The sequence below is a fragment of the Halobacillus sp. ABH2_015 genome, from assembly GCF_056158945.1.
Genome location: NZ_JBSWUG010000002.1, coordinates 1,629,174 through 1,647,247, shown reverse-complemented (window position 1 = coordinate 1,647,247; position 18,074 = coordinate 1,629,174). Strand labels below are relative to the sequence as shown.

Genomic DNA, 18,074 nt, shown 5'->3' with positions numbered 1-18,074 from the left:
CCTTGTACTTTTTAGTAGTATAGACGCACATGTCCATATTCATCCATTATAACTAAGTTTTATAGTAAGGGAAATGTGGACAAAAGTAAAAAAATCAGCCCGGTACCAAAGCACCGGACAGATATTTATCGGTTTCCTTTAATATATGCTTCTCCAAGGGATTTAGGTGCTTCCGCCCGTCCAATAAATCCAGCGAGTGCGAGAATCGTCAGAACATATGGAGCGATCAGCATGAAAACCGAAGGGACATCTTCTAAAAAGGCAATGTCGGAGGACACAATGCTCAGGCTTTGTGCGAAGCCGAAAAAGATAGCTGCTCCAAGAGCCCCAAGGGGATGCCACTTTCCAAAAATGACGGCGGCAAGCGAGATGAATCCTTGCCCTAAAATGGTGCCATGAGAAAAGTTCAACGCTACAGTCATAGCGTAAACGGAACCCCCCAGTCCCCCCAGGGCACCTGAAATCATCACGCCGATATAACGCATCCGGTATACATGAATACCGTTCGTATCCGCCGCCATCGGATGTTCGCCCACCGACCTCAACCGAAGGCCGAACGGAGTTTTGTACAGCACAAACCAGGCGGCAAACGCCATGGCAATAGCAAGGTAAGACGTCCAGTACCAGCCACTGAACAACATCTCCCCTACAATAGGAATATCGTTAAGAACAGGAACATCCGAAGAGTAAAAAGGCTGCTTGATGAAGTCTGTCTGCCCTTTGTCATACCACTGCTTTGTAAGAAACAGCCCGATGCCCAGAGCAAGAAAGTTGATGGCCACACCGCTGACAACCTGATCAGCGCGGAAGGTAATCGATGCTGCCGCGTGGACGAGGGAAAACAGTGCGGATACGATCACTGCCGCCAGCATGGATATCCAGGGAGTTGCAGCACCAAAAACCGTGTGGAAAGTCAGGTTAAAGACAATCCCTACAAATGCCCCCATGATCATCAGACCTTCCAGCCCGATGTTTATAACACCGGAACGCTCACTGAATACTCCGCCGAGCGCTGTGAAAATCAACGGGGTTGCAAAAATAACAGCGGATCCGAGGATACGGCTGAACACCTCTATAAATTCCATTTTATTTCCCCTCCTTCTTGAACCGTAGAAGGACCCAGCGAATCATATAGCTGGATGCTACAAAGAAAATAATAAGAGCGATGATGATTTCTACGAGTTCGGTTGGCACACCGGCTTCTGTCGGCATATTGAGGGCACCTATCTTCAGAATGCCGAATAAGAAGGCGGCAAGAACCACCCCTACAGCTGTATTTGCTCCAAGAAGGGCGACTGCGATTCCGTCAAAACCGATATTTGTAAAGCCTGATTTGATCGACATAAAACCAAACGTACCAAGGCCTTCCATGGCACCCGCCAGGCCGGCAAAAGCTCCGGATATGACCATAGCGGTTATAATGTTCCGCCCCACATTCATTCCTGCATAGTTGGATGCATGCTGGTTAAACCCGACGGCCCGCAGTTCGAATCCTTTCGTTGTCCGGTTCAATATAAACCACATGACGACCGCCATAGCAATGGCGATAATAAATCCATAGTGGATCCTTGAATAAAACGTCATCTCAGCCAGCCATTCTGATTTCAATGACGCAGTAGCAGCGATATTTTCCGTCCGGTCAGCACCATCGGTCAACAAACTTCGTATTACGGCGTTAGAGACATAAAGAGCAATGTAGTTCATCATAATCGTAACGATCACTTCATGGACACCTAATTTCGCTTTCAGAAGTCCGGGTATGAAGCCCCACACTGCCCCGGCAAAAGCCGCTGCAGTAATCGCCAGAGGGAGATGGATGACCATAGGAAGCTCAAAAGATATCCCAATCCAGACGGACGCCAGCCAGCCTACAAACACCTGCCCCTCAACGCCGATATTAAGCAGGCCTGATCTGAGGGCAAAAGCGACGGCCAGCCCCGATAGGATGTAGGGAGTCACCTGCCGGATCGTCTCACCAAAGAAGTAGGAATCCCCAAAAGCCCCCTTCCATAAAGCTGTGAACCCCTCTAACGGGTTGTATCCGAATACAAGCATAATCACAGCACCAGCACCAAGACCGAGGATAACAGAAAGCACAGGGATCAAGATATTAATCATCCGGTTGGAGAACATTAGACGCCCCCCGCTTTCTGACCAGTATTTCCAGCCATAAGCAGTCCGAGCTCCTGCTCATTCGTATCTTCCGGAGCTACTTCTCGAATAATGGAACCATCAAACATAACCGCAATCCGGTCACTGACATTCATAATTTCATCCAGTTCAAAGGAAAGCAGCAGAATGGCACGCCCTTTATCCCGTTCTTCGATCAGTTTTCGATGAATGAACTCAATCGCTCCTACGTCCAGCCCCCTTGTAGGTTGAGCGGCTATTATCAAATCTGGTGATCTGTCCACTTCCCTGCCGATAATCGCTTTCTGCTGGTTCCCGCCTGATAGAGCTCTTGCTTTTGTAAAGGCATCAGGAGTCCGGACGTCATATTCCTCGATCAAATCTGCCGCTTTTTTATAGATGTTCTTAAAGTTCATCACACCTTTTTTAGAAAACGGCTCATTGTAATAGGTCTGAAGAACCATATTTTCTCCAATCGGAAAATCAAGGACAAGACCAAACTTATGGCGGTCCTGCGGAATATGGGAGACGCCGGACTGGGTTACCTTCCGCGGTGTAAGATTGGAGATGACTTTTTCGTGCAGGTGAATCGTCCCTGATTCACTTTTTCTCAAGCCTGTAACAGCTTCGATCAACTCCGACTGTCCATTACCGTCCACACCGGCAATACCGACGATTTCTCCAGACCGGACGTCCAGATTCAGTCCTTTGACCATGTGGACCCCACGCCCGTCCTTAACATGAAGATCTTTAATAGAGAGGTAGACTTCATTCGGGTGAGCGGCTGTTTTCTTCGTTGAAAAGCTGACATCACGGCCGACCATAAGCGCTGCCAGTTGATCAGGGGTCGTACCGCTCACATCCACCGTTCCGATTCCACGCCCTTTTCTTATGACTGTACACCTGTCACACACTTCCATAATTTCCTTCAGCTTATGGGTAATCAGGATAATGGATTTGCCTTCCTTCACCAGATTGTTCATGATTTCTATCAGTTCTTTGATTTCCTGAGGAGTCAGAACGGCCGTTGGTTCGTCAAAAATTAAGATATCCGCCCCTCTATAAAGCGTTTTCAAAATTTCTACACGCTGCTGCATACCGACGGATATATCACGGATTCTAGCACTCGGGTCTACATTCAGCCCGTACTGTTTCGATAACTCTGCGACCTGCTTTTCCGCTTTCTTTATGTCGACCGTACCGCTTTTTTTAGGCTCGCTGCCAAGAATGATGTTTTCAGTGACCGTAAATGTATCGACAAGCATAAAGTGCTGGTGGACCATCCCTATACCATGGGCGTTGGCTGTATTCGGATCCGTAATCTTCACTTGTTCACCACGGACTTTTATTTCGCCTTGTTCCGGCTGATAAAGACCGAATAAAACATTCATCAAGGTGGATTTCCCCGCTCCATTCTCGCCTAGCAGCGCATGAATCTCTCCTTTTTGAACCCGGAGCGTAATATCGTCATTGGCAACAATGCCTGGAAATTCTTTTCTGATTTTCAGCATTTCAATAACATATTCCATCTCTCTTCCTCCCCCGTTTGACCTATAAAAATCACCAAAGGAAAAGGGCCGGAACAGCTTTTCATTTGATGATTTTCATTGACATAAGAAAAGGCCGGCTCTCACCAGCCTTTTCTCCCTACAGTGCGTCTACAAAGGATTCCAGTTCTTCACGAGTGCTCGGAACTTCTACATCGCCGTTAATGATTTTTTCCTTCCATTCATTAACAGAAGAAGTAATTTCCTCCGTCATCGCTTCTTCATTTGTTTCAGCGATGCTGATAGCATCGTCCTCAAGACCATACTCAATGACTTCTCCACCCGGAAACTCCCCGTTCATCGCCTGCTCCGATACATCCTGAACAGCGATATCCACCCGCTTCACCATGGAAGTAAGTGTAACGTTGGCATCACCGATCTGGCCTTCCTCATACTGGTCACGGTCAACACCGATCACCCATATGTCTTCATCCGGACTGGCATTTTTTAAATCCTTCGCTTCTGCGAAGACTCCGTTCCCAGTTCCGCCGGAAGCATGATAAATCACGTCCACACCTTTGGAATACATATTGGAGGCTAAAGCACGTCCTTTTTCTGGATCATTGAAATTCTCAGCATATTCAATTTCTACATCAATATCCGCATTCACGGATTTAACGCCCGCTACAAAACCGGCTTCAAATTTGTTGATCAGGCTTCCGTCCACCCCGCCGATGAAACCAATTTGGTTGGATTGTGTTTTCTTTGCAGCAGCAACTCCAGCAAGGAAGGAACCTTGATGTTCCTTAAATACGATGCTTGCAATGTTGTCCCCTTCCTGAACGGAGTCAACAAGCGCAAAGCTTGTATCAGGGTACTGCCCGGCGACTTCTTTAATAGCCGGCTGCAGAAGGTAGCCGATTCCGAAAATCAGGTTGTAATCCTGACGAACAAGACGGTTCAGGTTTGTCGCATAATCCGCATCACTTTCAGACTGAGCGTAGTCAATCCCCTCGCCTTTGCTCAATCCATTCTCTTCCCCGAACGCCTGCAGACCTTCCCATGCAGACTGGTTAAAGGACTTATCATCAACACCGCCGACGTCGGTAACCATTGCCACTGAGAAGTCTCCACTTCCGCCGTCCCCGCCTGACTCTTCATTTCCAGAGCTCTCACCGGAATCTCCTCCAGTACTTTCTTCACTATCTGATGAACCACAGGCAGCAAGGATCATTCCTAACGTTACTAACAAAACAAATACCATAAGAAAACGACTTTTCAACAAAACGTTTACCCCCCTATTGGTTTAAGTATAAGTTGAAGCAAGAGAAACTTACGGCAGTTTGTAGAGGCCTCACCTCCCTGAAGTCATCAAATTGTAAACGCTTACACTCTTTTTCTCAAAACGTGAAAGCTGAATTTATCAGCCCTGAAGTAGTTGGAAGACAAAAGCATCGGGATATCATCCTGGGAATAATGCATCTGTTTAAGCAGGAGCAGCGACTGATCCGGCTCACAGTTCAGAATTGGTGAAATCCGGTCATGGAAGCCGATCGGTTCAATGTGCGTGACGGCATAGCCGATCTTCTTTCCAGTGTATTTCTCCAGTACATTGAACAAAGAGTCCGCTTCTCGGATCTGATCAATGGGAAGCAGCCCTTCCGGTATCTTGTCTGTGCAGTAAACGACAGGATGCTCGTCCGCTGTCCGCACACGCTCCACTTTGGCCAGGTGCTCGACATCCAAAGGTGAAAAACGTTTTTTATCTTCTTCGGTCGCTTCTACTAAATCAGCAGAAAGATACTGGGTCCCTGGTGTCATCCCCGACTTCGTTATCATGCCTGTCACACTGTCGAGTTCTTCAATGCCTGACGTAAACAAAGGCTTCGGGTTCACAAACGTCCCCACCCCGTGACGTCTTGTGACGACTCCCTCTTCTTCAAGAATCCGCAGCGCCTCTCTTAAAGTAGCTCGGGAAACACCGAGCGATTTAGAAAGCTGGAACTCGGAAGGCAGTTTCTGCTTTTCTTTAAAGATACCGTTTTCAATATCTCTTTTCACTTGTTCAATCACCTGTAAATAAAGGTGACGTGTATCCTGTTTGATTGACATATGTTTCACCCCGGAATCTATGGATCAGCCAGTGTCACAGCAGTGATCTGACCTCTGACGTTCGACACATCATATTTTGACAATAATATAACACTATTCAACAGATAAATAAATAGACTTAGTTCATTTTTATGAATTTTGCTTCATTTTTGACAGAATGTGAAACTTTAAGAATAATCATATTTTTGAACACATTCTTCATGTTCATCTTATTAAAAGGCGCTGTTATTGCTTGGTGTTGTTAGTTAACATGTGAGCTTCTATCCCCCTTTTCTGTCATTGGATTTGCAGGAGGCGGCCTTGGGAATGACTCCCTTTCCGCGGGGTACCGTGAGCCGCGGAAAGCGGACGGTTTTCCCTGCCATCCCATGCTCTGAGTAAACAACGGACCGGACCCCTGATTCCAGGCGGAGACGATTTAGTAATCGTTTAAAATATCAACAAAAGACTTTAACAGAGCTTATTAAAAAAAGACAGCCTGGTTAACCAGGCTGTCTTTTTTCATGATGTATGCTGTTCCTCACTCTGCTGGGATACCAGGACAGAACGCGGCTTGCTTCCTTCATAAGGACCGACAATGCCGTTATCCTCCATAGCATCGATCAGGCGCGCAGCCCGTGTATACCCGACACGGAAACGGCGCTGGAGCATGGAAACACTCGCACTCTGCATTTCTATGACCATCTGTACCGCATCAGGATAGAGATTATCATCCACTTCCTGTTTTACTTCACTTTCTTCTTCAGGGATCATTTCCTCCTGGTACTGGGCTTTCTGCTGGTCGACACAGAACTGCACGACCCGCTCCACCTCCTCATCAGACAAGAAGGCCCCCTGGACACGTGTCGGCTTGTTGGAACCGACCGGCGTGAACAGCATGTCTCCCCGGCCGAGCAGTTTTTCGGCTCCACCGGAATCGAGGATGGTCCTTGAATCGGTCTGTGAGGATACGCTGAACGCAATTCGGGATGGAATATTGGCTTTAATGACACCGGTAATGACATCCACCGAAGGACGCTGGGTCGCAATAATCAAATGGATGCCGGCGGCACGGGCCATCTGGGCCAGCCGTGTAATGGCGTCTTCTACTTCGTTGGAAGCTACCATCATTAAGTCGGCAAGCTCATCCACCAGGACAACGATGTAAGGCAGCTGCGGCTGCTCATCTTCCTGTTCCTGATTGTGTTTTTTAATGTACTCATTATAGCTCTCAATGTTCCTTGTTCCGGTATCAGAAAACAGGTCGTACCTCCGCTCCATTTCCGATACCACTTTTTTCAAGGCCCGGGAGGCTTTTTTAGGATCCGTCACAACGGGCGCAAGGAGATGAGGAATACCGTTATACACATTCAGTTCCACTTTTTTCGGGTCTATCATCATCATTTTCACTTCGTGGGGCTTTGCTCTCATAAGAATACTCGTAATAATGCCATTGATACAGACACTCTTACCACTTCCTGTCGCACCGGCGACAAGCATGTGCGGCATTTTATTCAATTCGGACATCACGGCTTCACCGGAGATATCGCGCCCTAGAGCAAAGCTGAGCTTGGATTCAGGATTTGACCTGCCTGTTTCCAGTACTTCCCTCAGAGAAACCATCGACACTTCCTGATTCGGCACCTCAATTCCGACGGCAGACTTTCCCGGAATTGGTGCTTCAATCCGGATATCCTTGGCTGCAAGAGCAAGAGCAAGGTCATCGTTAAGGTTTACGATTTTACTAACCTTAACCCCTACATCCGGGTAAACCTCATATTTTGTGACCGAAGGCCCGACATGAACTTTGGTTACCTTTGCTTTCACGCCGAAACTCTGGAACGTTTTCTCCAGTTTTCTTACCGTAGCCTGGATGTGTGAACGCCCCTGGCTCTGAGGGGATGATGTGGGTTCATCCAGCAGTTCAATTCCAGGCAGATGATAATCATGATTTTCCAGTTCTGCTGTCGGCATGGATTTTTCAAGCGCCGCGTCCTTGCCATCAGATTCCGGTTTACCGGCTGAAGGCTTGGTAGAAGAAGGCTGTTCTTTTTCCTGAGCTGCATAGGCGGTTTCTGTGAAATCCTGTATGATCGGTTCATTCTTCGATTCTTCTTCCACAACGGAAGGCGAATCACTGATGTCATAGACCACAGCTTCCTCTTCTTCTTCCTGTTCCTTTGCTTTTTCTTCTTTCTTCACTTTCCGGTCTTGTTTTTGATTCTTCATTCTGGCCACCTGTTCACGGCCCAGTTTTTTCATATTCTTTCCAATGACCGCAAACAGCTCCCCCAGCGACCATTCACTCACAAACAATATGCCTGTGATAAATAGGAAAAAGGCGACGATGGCTGCCCCGGCCTGGGCAAACAGATAATAGGTGATGGATAATAGAACAGCTCCTGTCAACCCGCCTCCAGCACTGTAGAAGGAGCGCTCTCCGCGCATCATTTCTGTAATCCGTTCCCATGTCATCGTTAATATGGATCCATTTCCTGTTCCTAAATCAGCAGACAGAGTCTCCAGATGCGTAAACAGAATGAGGGATATAAGAATCAGATAAATACCAAATAAGCGTTTATGTAAAAACGAAGGCCACCTTCTCTTCACCATTAAGAAGATTCCTACAATGAGAAAGAACAGCGAGGCGATAAAATACCAGACGCCGAAAAGGAACTGCCAGAACCTTTCCAATCCACCCGGGATGGCTCCATCGCTGATCGCTGATGCCCCGCTTCCAATCACAGCAAGAAAAAGAAACAAAAGACCCACGAGCTCAAATTTTACATGGCTCTTCAAATTGGATTGCTTTTTCTTTTTTTTGCGTTTTCCAGCCATAATAATTCCACCTCCTGACTAAAACTGAAAAGAGAAGGATGCCGGTGCTTCCTTCATACACTGCTGAAGAAAAACGACCGACATCCCGCCATTCAGTTCTTATATTATACCACAGCTTGTCCTCTTGTTACGAGTCCAACCATTGACCCGGCTGTAAAGACGGATCCAGAAAATGAGAAGGATCTGTAGAGAGAATCTGGACAATCTGTTTTTTACCGTCCTGCCCCTTTCTGCACATCATGGGACAGTCTTCGTGTTCGTGATACACCATCTCCATGGTGGATTCGTCAGGAAACACATCATACTCACTTAGAGGGGTATATAAAATCGTCATTGGACCACCTGACTGTCCGCATTTTTATTGCTTTCAATCAATTCGTTCAATTTAGCCATCGCTTCCTTGACACCGCCCACTGCATCTATGAGGCCGTGATCCACCGCCTGTTGACCGACAACATTTGTTCCGATATCCCTAGTAAGGTTGCCTTTATCAAACATAAGTTCCTTGAATTTTTCTTCGGGAATATTGGAATGCTTGGTGACGAAACTGATGACACGCTCCTGCATCTTATCCATGTATTCAAACGTCTGCGGCACTCCGATAACAAGACCTGTCATCCGAATCGGGTGAATGGTCATCGTGGCTGTTTCCACAATAAATGAATAGTCGGCTGATACGGAAATCGGGACGCCGATGGAATGGCCTCCTCCGAGCACGATGGATACCGTCGGCTTGGAAAGCGAAGAAATCATTTCTGATATAGCCAATCCGGCTTCTACATCGCCGCCCACTGTATTCAAAAGGACGACAAGACCCTCGATTTTCGGGTTCTGCTCAATAGCGATCAGCTGTGGGATGAGGTGCTCATACTTAGTCGTTTTGTTTTGTGAAGGCAGTTGGACATGGCCCTCCACCTGGCCGATGATCGGCAGGACATGGATATTTGAATCTGCCGGCTGAGGGACATTGCTCTGCCCAAGCTGCTGGATTTTGTCAACAAGGGATGACTGGGATTTGGATGGATCTTTTTCTTTGGAAGGTTCGTCTTTCATCTGTTCCGCTCCTTTCACATTCTTTTCCCGTAGTATGACTGAAAACGGAAAGAAACATACAGAGAATCCAATGCTGTGGGAGCGGAATGCGGATGGGAAAGGAAAAAGACCGGCCTATCAGCCGGTCAGCTCTGTACAGAAGAATGATCCAGCAGTGTTTGGATATCTTTCTCTTCCTCTTCCGTCAACGCACGAAGTGGAAGCCTCACACCGCCGGTTTCAATACCTATACAGCGCAGGGCTGCTTTTACGGGTGCAGGGGAAGGCGCTGAAAACATGCCCTCAAAGATCGGAAGCAGTTCCCGGTGCAGGGCTCCTGCTTTTCGTCCTCTTCCAAGGTCGAACAGACGAAGCATCCGCTGCATTTCATCTCCGATGACGTGTGATGCTACAGAAATGATGCCTGTAGCGCCAATCACATAGGCCGGCAGTGTCAAATGATCATCACCACTGTACACATCAAATCCGGGGCCTGTGCGGGATACGATGGAGGCAATGGCATTGAGGTCACCGGATGCTTCCTTCACAGATGTTATGTTGCTGATTTTTGAAAGCCTCACGACCGTATCCGGTTCTATTTTTGTTACGGACCGCCCGGGTACATTGTAAACCATAACGGGGAGAGAGACGGATTCGGCTGCCGCTTTGAAGTGACAATACAGGCCTTCCTGATCCGGTTTGTTATAGTACGGAGCTACGAGCATAACCGCGTCGACACCTGCTGCTTCGGCCTGACGGGACATTTCAATCGTATCCCTCGTGTTGTTGCTGCCCGTGCCTGCGATGACCGGAATTCGCTTATGAACGACCTGGACGACATGCTTCCATAAGGAAATTTTTTCACTTCGGGTCAACGTCGGAGATTCTCCTGTGGTCCCCGTTACGACAAGGCCGTCGGAGCCGCTGCTTATGAGGTGTTCAATAAGGATGGAGGTTTGATGAAAATCCACCCGGTTTTGTTCATCGAAAGGAGTGACCATAGCCGTTAAAACTTTCCCAAAACTCATGGCTGCATTTCTCCCTTTCTTGTTGTATGACTCAGCTGAAAGACGTCGTGAAGGGCATTGACGGCCTGGATCAAATGTTCTTCTTTTATCAGAACCCAGATGGTGGTATGGGAGTCTGCGGACTGAAGAATTTGAATCCCTTTGTCTGTCAGTGCTTGAACGATGTCGGCCGTGACGCCCGGAATCCCAGTAATGCCTGCCCCGACTGTGGATACTTTCGCACAGCCTTCCCGAATTTCCGGTTCGTAACCGATATCCTGAAGAATCCGGCGGGCTTTTTTCGTATAGAGGTCGCTGATGGTGTAGAGAACGCCGCTTGGAGAGATATTAATGAAGTCGACAGAAATGTTGGCGGATGCCATCGATTTGAAGACATCGGATTGAAGTTTGGAAGGGTCTTCCTTGGACTGAACTTTAATTTGAGTAAGCCCGTTGATATGGGCGATCCCGGTCACCGTTCTTTCAATTAAATCACGGCCGGAGGCATGGTCTCTCAATCCCGTCACCAATGTACCCGGGGAATCGGAATAGGTCGACCTTACACGGATGGGGACTTTCGCATGCATGGCGATTTCAACAGCACGGGGATGGATGACTTTGGCACCTTGATAAGCCAGGTTGCAGATTTCATTGTACGTAATGCTCTGGAGGGGCCGGGCACCTTCGACAAGCCTCGGATCTGCGGTCATAATTCCTTCCACATCGGTGAATATATCGATGTACTCCGCCTGAAGTGAAGCTCCCAGTGCGGCAGCCGTTGTATCACTGCCTCCTCGGCCGATCGTCGTAGTCTCTCCCTGAAGCGTCTGCCCTTGGAATCCTGCGACGACTACAACATCCACCTGTTTCAATTCCCTGTAAATGCGGCCTGGGTTCATTTGCGTGATTTTTGCTTTTGTAAAATCATCATTGGTAACGATTCCAGCCTGGGCACCAGTCAAGGAAACCGCTTTGATCCCTTCTTTGCACAATTCATGACAGAATACAATCGAGGAGATAATCTCCCCACAGGACATCAACAAATCCTGTTCCCTTGGTGATACATCAATGTCCGGAAAATGAATCAGGCTTAACAGCGTATCTGTGGCATACGGACTCCCCTTGCGCCCCATAGCCGACACGGTCACCACTACTTTACTACCCTCATTCAACGCTTTTTTTACATGATGGACAGCCCGGGATCTGCTTTCCAGATCCCGGACTGATGTTCCTCCGAACTTTTGTACAATCAATTTCATTCGGCCACCTCAACTCATAAGAAGTTTACAGCCATTGATTAGCAACAAGACGCTCTGCAATCTGAACGGAATTCCATGCAGCACCTTTCAGGAGATTGTCAGAAACAACCCACATATGGAACCCTTTCTCGTGGTCAAGATCTTTCCGGACCCTTCCTACAAACACATCTTTTTTTCCGGCAGCTGTCAGCGGCGTTGGATATGTCTGGGTGGAAGGATCATCCTCGAGTGTGATACCGGGTGCCTGTTTCAGCAGATCCTGAATATCCTGAACGCTCACTCCGGACTGTTCTACTTCAACATAGACACTTTCTGCATGGGAAGTAAAGAACGGAAGACGTACACACGTTGCCGCGACGGATAGATCCGGGGCATGCATGATTTTCTTCGTTTCATTGATCATTTTCATTTCTTCAAAGGTATACCCGTTTTCCTGAAAAACGTCAATTTGCGGCAGCGCATTGAAGGCGATCGGAAAATGCTTTTCGTCCCCTTTAACCGGAAGGATTTCTGCTTTTAGATCTTCGCCATTCAAAAAGTCCATCGACTGTTCCCTCAGCTCATCAGCTGCTTCATTCCCCGCGCCGGACACTGCCTGGTAGGTGGAAACGATCACCCGGTTGAGGCCGAGCTGCTTTCTTAAAGGCTCAAGTGCAGCAACCATTTGGATCGTTGAACAGTTGGGATTGGCAATAATGCCTTTATGTTTTTGAATATCCGCTTCATTCACTTCCGGCACGACCAACGGTACACCTTCTGCCATCCGGTATGCACTGGTATTATCAATGACGACTGCGCCTCTGTTCACAGCTTCAGGGGCGAACTTTTTAGAAACCGATCCCCCTGCAGAGAACAAGGCAATATCCACATGATCAAAACTCTCAGGTACAGCTTCCTCCACGACATATTCTCTGCCTTTGAACGTTAATTTCTGACCGGCAGACCGGCTGGAAGAAAGGAGTTTAAGTTCTCCAATAGGAAAATCCCTGTCTTCCAGAGTTTCGAGCATTTTCAAGCCTACCGCTCCGGTTGCTCCTACGACGGCTATATTGTATTGGTTTGTATCATTCATCTTCGGCACCCTTCCTTCGCTGTTTTATTGTAAGAATAGTAAAACATGTCACTATTTTTGTTATTTTATCATAAATGGAAGAATCACTGAAAAGAAACTTTTAATTAATTTGGATATCTTTCAATCAGGACAGGCTGCCGCTGCTTTCCTTCCAGAGCTGCTTCAATGGTTTCCGGAATCAGGGTCATATCCGCTACGAGGGAATTCGGCTTTTTATATGGATGATCCTGACCGAGCGGAACGAAATAAATATTCTTCGTAGCCATCAGGCGCATCACGTTGATGCCATTCAGTCCGAGCGCATCATTTGTCGACACGGCCAGCACGACGGGGCTTTCATTTCGGAGAGTAGCTTTAGCTGCCATCAATACAGGAGAATCGGTTAGAGCATTGGCCAGTTTACTTGTGGAATTCCCGGTTAATGGGGCAATGACCATACAGTCAAGCGGACGCTTAGGCCCGAGCGGCTCCGCATCCGGAATGGTCATGATCGGTTTTTCCCCTGTAATTTCTTCAATTTTCTTCAGATGATCCGCGGCTTCCCCGAAACGTGTATCTGTTTTTTGAACCGTATAGGATAACACTGGAACAACGGTGGCCCCCATATCGACCAGCTCCTGCATAACGGGGAAAACCTCGTGGTACGTACAATGAGAACCGGTTAATCCAAATCCAATGACTCTGCCTTTTAAATTTATCATGCTTCATTTTCCTTTCTGGAATGATCCTGGATCAGCCTGGAAACGACATCAGCAATGATCCGGCCTGCTGTTTTCGGTGCCACAATACCAGGGAGACCCGGAGCCAGCAGTGCTCTAATCCCGCGCTTATCGGCGTATCGAAAATCCGTTCCTCCGGGCTTGGAAGCGAGATCCAGAATTAAGGCATGCGAAGGAAGCTGTTTTATGATCCCCGGTGTCACAACTTGTGACGGAATTGTATTGATCAGGATGTCACAAGACATGTCTCTACCTTCCAGCCTTTTCATATCAATCGGTGTCAGCCCCATTTCATGCACCCTCGCTGCGCTGCTCGTTGTTCTTACACCGACGCTGACGTCAGCGCCTAAGTGATGAAAAGTGCGGGCCAGACTCATCCCGACACGCCCGAGTCCAAGCACCATTACTTTCGACCCGTGAATGGTGAAGTCTGTATGCTGGATCACAAGCATCAATGTCCCCTCTACAGTAGGAATGGAATTGTAGATCGCTACATCGTCCCGGTCCATAAGTGGGATTAATTTCCTGTCCGCGCGTTCTGCCAGTGTGTATAAATGTTCGTTGGCGATTCCGGTATAAATCTGACAGTGAGGAGGTGTTTTCTTTAACCATTCTTCCTTTAATTGAATCAACTGGTTGGAGAAAATCCCCTCTATATTTCCATTCCCATCCGTTCCAGGTACGGGAAGAATGATGGCATCGAGCTGTTCTACCTGCTTACTATCAAGATCAAGGTCGACAGCTTCCCTGAAGCTTTCATTCAGTTGGTCGAATCCTGCAAGATAAACGGCGGCACCCCATTCATTAAGCTTTCTTATCAGCTCAATCTGCCGGGCATCGCCACCAATAACTGCAATATGGTATCCTGTTAGCATCCCGGATGTCTCCTTTTTCTAATGTCTTATCTCCTTGTATCCTATGCCGGAATGCGGAGTTAGTGATTTCAACCACCAACAAAAAAAGCCGCAGCACACGCTGCGGCCCATCACTTTCTTTTCAATAGAATCGTATGCTCGCCGATGGTTTGTATCTGTTCCCAGTCAATCGTCATTTCCCGCTTGGAAGATCCAATTCCAATCAACCCATGATTTAAAATGACAAGTGAAATGATCCGGCCGGTATCTGGATCAATAATCAAATCCGCCCGTCCCAAAACCCCAAGTTTCTCCCCGTTTTCCACATCAATGACTTCTTTCTTTGCCATCGCCTTCATTCTCATCCCCATGCCCTCCTATCTTTCTTCACTTAACATTTTCGGCAGGTCCGAGATCTGCAGCCCTTTTTTGCGGATGCCTTCTATAAGCTGCGGCAGACTGTCAACGGTCACCTGTGTCGGATGCATCAGAATCGTCGCCCCGTTATGTACTTTATTGAGCACCCGGGTGACAAGAACGTCTTTGCTTGGCTTCTGCCAGTCGATCGTGTCCACGGTCCACAACATCGTCTCCATCCCCAGTTCATCTGCCGCCTCCACCGTTTCCATAAGAAAACTGCCGGATGGAGGAGCAAAATATTCTATTTTCTGCTTTGTTAATGCAAAGAGAATATCATCGGCCTGCTTCAAATTATCTGCTGCCTCGGCTTTTGACATCCGCCCCATATCCTTGTGTCCGTATCCATGACTTCCAATGGTATGCCCCTCTTCCTCAATCATCTGTATTAAATGAGGAAACTCGTTGGCAAATGCCCCATCAATAAAAAAGGCAGCTTTAGCCTGATGCTTATTCAACACGTCAATCATTTCCGGAATGTATTCCTCTCCCCATGATACATTGATAAAAAGCGAGACCGCCTTTTTATCCGGATGCCCCCTGTATATCGGTGCAGCTGGCAGATCATCAAGAGATACATCCGGTCGGGTCATCTTATATACCAAGTGGTCCTCTTTATAAGATCCTTCTTTCTTCATTTTCCGATAAGAAGCTTCGACATCCACCTCACGCCCGGAAATCCCCGGTGTTTTTTTCCATACCGAATCGATCACAGCATCCTCCGCCTTTAGTTCATAGCGGTCTTTTTCATTCAGGATCTTTTGGTACAGGGAGCTTTCCTTGTAGACAGGGACGTTTTTATCTGTTGTAAGAACAGCCAGTCCCACACCTGTTAAAAAAGAAAGAATGATAATACCTGCCGCAGCGGTTCGGAACTTCATGGACAATCCCCCCTGCTATCATCGTATGGAAGAAGGATGGATGTTAGACCTTAGAACATACAGGATCCGGCGTCTACTTTGGCTTCAAAGGAAAAAAAGGCAAAAAAAAGAGACTGGCAAGCCAGTTTCTTTTCTTTAAAGTTTAGGATTGTTCGACGTTGGATTCCTGTTCTTTTTTCTCATCGATCAGAACAGCTTTACGGGACAGGTTGATACGTCCTTGATTGTCGATTTCTTTTACTTTCACTTTGATAAAGTCTCCGATGGATACGATATCCTCCACTTTACCGATGCGTTCTTCAGCCATTTCAGAAATGTGAACAAGTCCTTCTTTGCCTTTGAACAGTTCAACGAAAGCTCCGAACTTCTCGATACGCTTCACTTTACCATTGTAAACTTCGCCGACTTCAACTTCGCGGACGATGTCTTCAATGATTTTTTGAGCGGCTGCGTTCATGCCGGCATCCGTGGATGAAATAAAGACCGTCCCATCCTGCTCAATATCAATTTTAACACCTGTATCATCAATGATCTGGTTGATCTGCTTTCCGCTTGGTCCAATAACGTCACGAATTTTATCCGGATTAATTTTCATCGTCATGATTTTCGGTGCATGCTGAGAAAGCTCGGAACGAGTTTCCGGAAGCGTCGCCAGCATAGACTCAAGAATCTCGATACGGCCTTTTTTCGCCTGCGCGAGTGCTTCTTCGAGGATTTCTCTTGAAAGGCCATCGATTTTAATGTCCATTTGAAGAGCTGTTACACCTTTAGCTGTTCCAGCTACTTTAAAGTCCATATCACCAAGAGCATCTTCCATACCCTGAATGTCTGTAAGGATCGTGTAATCCTCACCGGATTTCACAAGTCCCATAGCAATACCCGCTACTGGTGCTTTAATCGGCACACCCGCATCCATCATCGCAAGTGTACTTGCACAGATACTCGCCTGAGAAGTCGAGCCATTGGATTCCAGCACTTCAGAAACAAGACGGATGGTATAAGGGAAATCATTTTCTGATGGAATCACAACCTCAAGGGCACGCTCACCTAAAGCACCATGTCCAATTTCACGACGGCCCGGCCCGCGGATGGGTCCTGTTTCACCAACAGAGAATTTAGGGAAGTTGTAATGGTGCATAAAGCGCTTGGATTCTTCAAGGTCAAGACCATCAAGGATTTGAACATCCCCCAGAGCTCCAAGTGTACATACGCTTAATGCCTGCGTCTGTCCACGTGTAAACAATCCAGATCCATGTGTACGTGGCAGCAGCCCGACACGGGAGGACAATGAACGAATTTCATCGACGCCACGGCCATCCGGACGGATTTTATCTTTCGTAATCAGGCGGCGCACTTCGGTCTTCACCATATCATCAAGAATGGAACCGACCTGCTTCAATGTTTCCTCATCAGCTTCCTGCTCTTCATAAAGCGCAGTAATATCGGCTTTCACCTGATCGATTGCAGTTTCACGGGCTTTTTTCTCTTCCGTCTTAATGGCATCTACAAGAGAAGCCTTCGCCTGTTCTTCTACTTTCGCTTTCAATTCTGCATCAAGATCGAACAGCTTGACCTCCATCTTTTCACGGCCGGCCGCTGCAATAATCTCTTCCTGGAAAGCTACAAGACGCTTGATTTCCTCATGTCCGAACATGATCGCTTCGAGCATGTCTTCCTCGGAAACTTCCTGTGCTCCAGCTTCCACCATGTTAATGGCATCTTTCGTACCGGCAACAGTCAAGTCGATATCACTCTTTTCCTGCTGCTCCACCGTCGGGTTGATCACATATTCTCCATCAACACGGCCGACGATGACACCGGCGATCGGTCCTTCAAATGGAATATCTGAAATCCCAAGGGAAATAGATGATCCAAGCATTGCCGCCATTTCAGATGAACAGTCCTGATCCACACTCATCACGGAACTGATCACCTGTACATCATTCCGGTAACCGTCAGGGAAAAGAGGACGGATCGGACGGTCAATCAAACGGGAGGCAAGAACAGCCTTGTCACTTGGACGTCCTTCTCTTTTAATAAAGCCGCCTGGAATTTTACCAACGGCATACAAACGCTCTTCATAATTTACGGTTAAAGGGAAAAACGGCAGGTCCTTCGGTTCTTTTGAACCAGTTGCCGTGGAAAGCACCGTTGTATCACCATAATGGATGAGTGCTGCGCCATTCGCTTGTTTCGCCAGTTCACCAATTTCCACTGAAAAAGTACGGCCGGCGACATCAATCGAAAACACTTGTTTTTCTTCTGCCATAAAGAACTAAACTCCTCT

At 47.4% G+C, this 18,074-nt stretch carries 16 protein-coding genes; all 16 read right to left on the bottom strand.

All coding sequences use genetic code 11. The features are described 5' to 3' along the window. Window positions 1–125: 125 nt before the first annotated feature. Window positions 126–1,085: an ABC transporter permease gene (locus ACXAD6_RS08755; RefSeq protein ID WP_474968541.1), complete on the bottom strand. Its 960-nt coding sequence runs from the start codon at window positions 1,083–1,085 to the stop codon at window positions 126–128. A gap of 1 nt (window position 1,086) precedes the next feature. Next, window positions 1,087–2,133, bottom strand: coding sequence for an ABC transporter permease (locus tag ACXAD6_RS08750; RefSeq protein ID WP_474968540.1), 1,047 nt, complete (start codon window positions 2,131–2,133; stop codon window positions 1,087–1,089). Next, window positions 2,133–3,659: an ABC transporter ATP-binding protein gene (locus ACXAD6_RS08745; RefSeq protein WP_474968539.1), complete on the bottom strand. Its 1,527-nt coding sequence runs from the start codon at window positions 3,657–3,659 to the stop codon at window positions 2,133–2,135. Before ACXAD6_RS08745 ends, ACXAD6_RS08750 begins: the two co-directional genes overlap by 1 nt. A gap of 118 nt (window positions 3,660–3,777) precedes the next feature. Further along, window positions 3,778–4,899: a BMP family lipoprotein gene (locus ACXAD6_RS08740; protein ID WP_474970390.1), complete on the bottom strand. Its 1,122-nt coding sequence runs from the start codon at window positions 4,897–4,899 to the stop codon at window positions 3,778–3,780. 104 nt (window positions 4,900–5,003) lie between these two features. Next, entirely contained in the window at window positions 5,004–5,729 is a 726-nt protein-coding gene (locus tag ACXAD6_RS08735; RefSeq protein ID WP_474968538.1) for a GntR family transcriptional regulator, read from the bottom strand. A 501-nt stretch (window positions 5,730–6,230) separates the two neighbouring features. After that, window positions 6,231–8,546: a DNA translocase FtsK gene (locus ACXAD6_RS08730; RefSeq protein ID WP_474968537.1), complete on the bottom strand. Its 2,316-nt coding sequence runs from the start codon at window positions 8,544–8,546 to the stop codon at window positions 6,231–6,233. Window positions 8,547–8,673: 127 nt separating this feature from the next. Further along, complete coding sequence (locus tag ACXAD6_RS08725; protein ID WP_474968536.1) at window positions 8,674–8,880, bottom strand: YlzJ-like family protein; 207 nt, start codon at window positions 8,878–8,880, stop codon at window positions 8,674–8,676. Further along, on the bottom strand, window positions 8,877–9,599 hold the full coding sequence (locus ACXAD6_RS08720; RefSeq protein WP_474968535.1) for a ClpP family protease: 723 nt from the start codon (window positions 9,597–9,599) through the stop codon (window positions 8,877–8,879). Before ACXAD6_RS08720 ends, ACXAD6_RS08725 begins: the two co-directional genes overlap by 4 nt. A gap of 125 nt (window positions 9,600–9,724) precedes the next feature. Beyond that, window positions 9,725–10,606: a 4-hydroxy-tetrahydrodipicolinate synthase gene (gene dapA / locus ACXAD6_RS08715; RefSeq protein WP_474968534.1), complete on the bottom strand. Its 882-nt coding sequence runs from the start codon at window positions 10,604–10,606 to the stop codon at window positions 9,725–9,727. After that, entirely contained in the window at window positions 10,603–11,844 is a 1,242-nt protein-coding gene (gene dapG, locus ACXAD6_RS08710) for an aspartate kinase (RefSeq protein WP_474968533.1), read from the bottom strand. Before dapG ends, dapA begins: the two co-directional genes overlap by 4 nt. A gap of 25 nt (window positions 11,845–11,869) precedes the next feature. Next, window positions 11,870–12,916 (bottom strand): aspartate-semialdehyde dehydrogenase, encoded by a 1,047-nt coding sequence (locus ACXAD6_RS08705; RefSeq protein ID WP_474968532.1) that lies wholly within the window; start codon window positions 12,914–12,916, stop codon window positions 11,870–11,872. A 104-nt stretch (window positions 12,917–13,020) separates the two neighbouring features. Then, a complete protein-coding gene (locus ACXAD6_RS08700) occupies window positions 13,021–13,614 on the bottom strand; it encodes a dipicolinate synthase subunit B (RefSeq protein ID WP_027954255.1) in 594 nt (197 codons plus the stop codon). Continuing rightward, window positions 13,614–14,510 carry a dipicolinic acid synthetase subunit A gene (gene dpaA / locus ACXAD6_RS08695; RefSeq protein ID WP_206932635.1) on the bottom strand — a complete coding sequence of 299 codons (897 nt, stop codon included), beginning with the start codon at window positions 14,508–14,510 and terminating at the stop codon, window positions 13,614–13,616. Before dpaA ends, ACXAD6_RS08700 begins: the two co-directional genes overlap by 1 nt. Window positions 14,511–14,620: 110 nt before the next feature. Continuing rightward, window positions 14,621–14,854, bottom strand: coding sequence for a YlmC/YmxH family sporulation protein (locus ACXAD6_RS08690; RefSeq protein ID WP_474968531.1), 234 nt, complete (start codon window positions 14,852–14,854; stop codon window positions 14,621–14,623). Between the two features lie 12 nt (window positions 14,855–14,866). Continuing rightward, window positions 14,867–15,787 carry a polysaccharide deacetylase family protein gene (locus tag ACXAD6_RS08685; RefSeq protein WP_474968530.1) on the bottom strand — a complete coding sequence of 307 codons (921 nt, stop codon included), beginning with the start codon at window positions 15,785–15,787 and terminating at the stop codon, window positions 14,867–14,869. A 142-nt stretch (window positions 15,788–15,929) separates the two neighbouring features. Then, window positions 15,930–18,056, bottom strand: coding sequence for a polyribonucleotide nucleotidyltransferase (pnp, locus tag ACXAD6_RS08680; protein WP_474968529.1), 2,127 nt, complete (start codon window positions 18,054–18,056; stop codon window positions 15,930–15,932). Window positions 18,057–18,074: the final 18 nt, after the last annotated feature.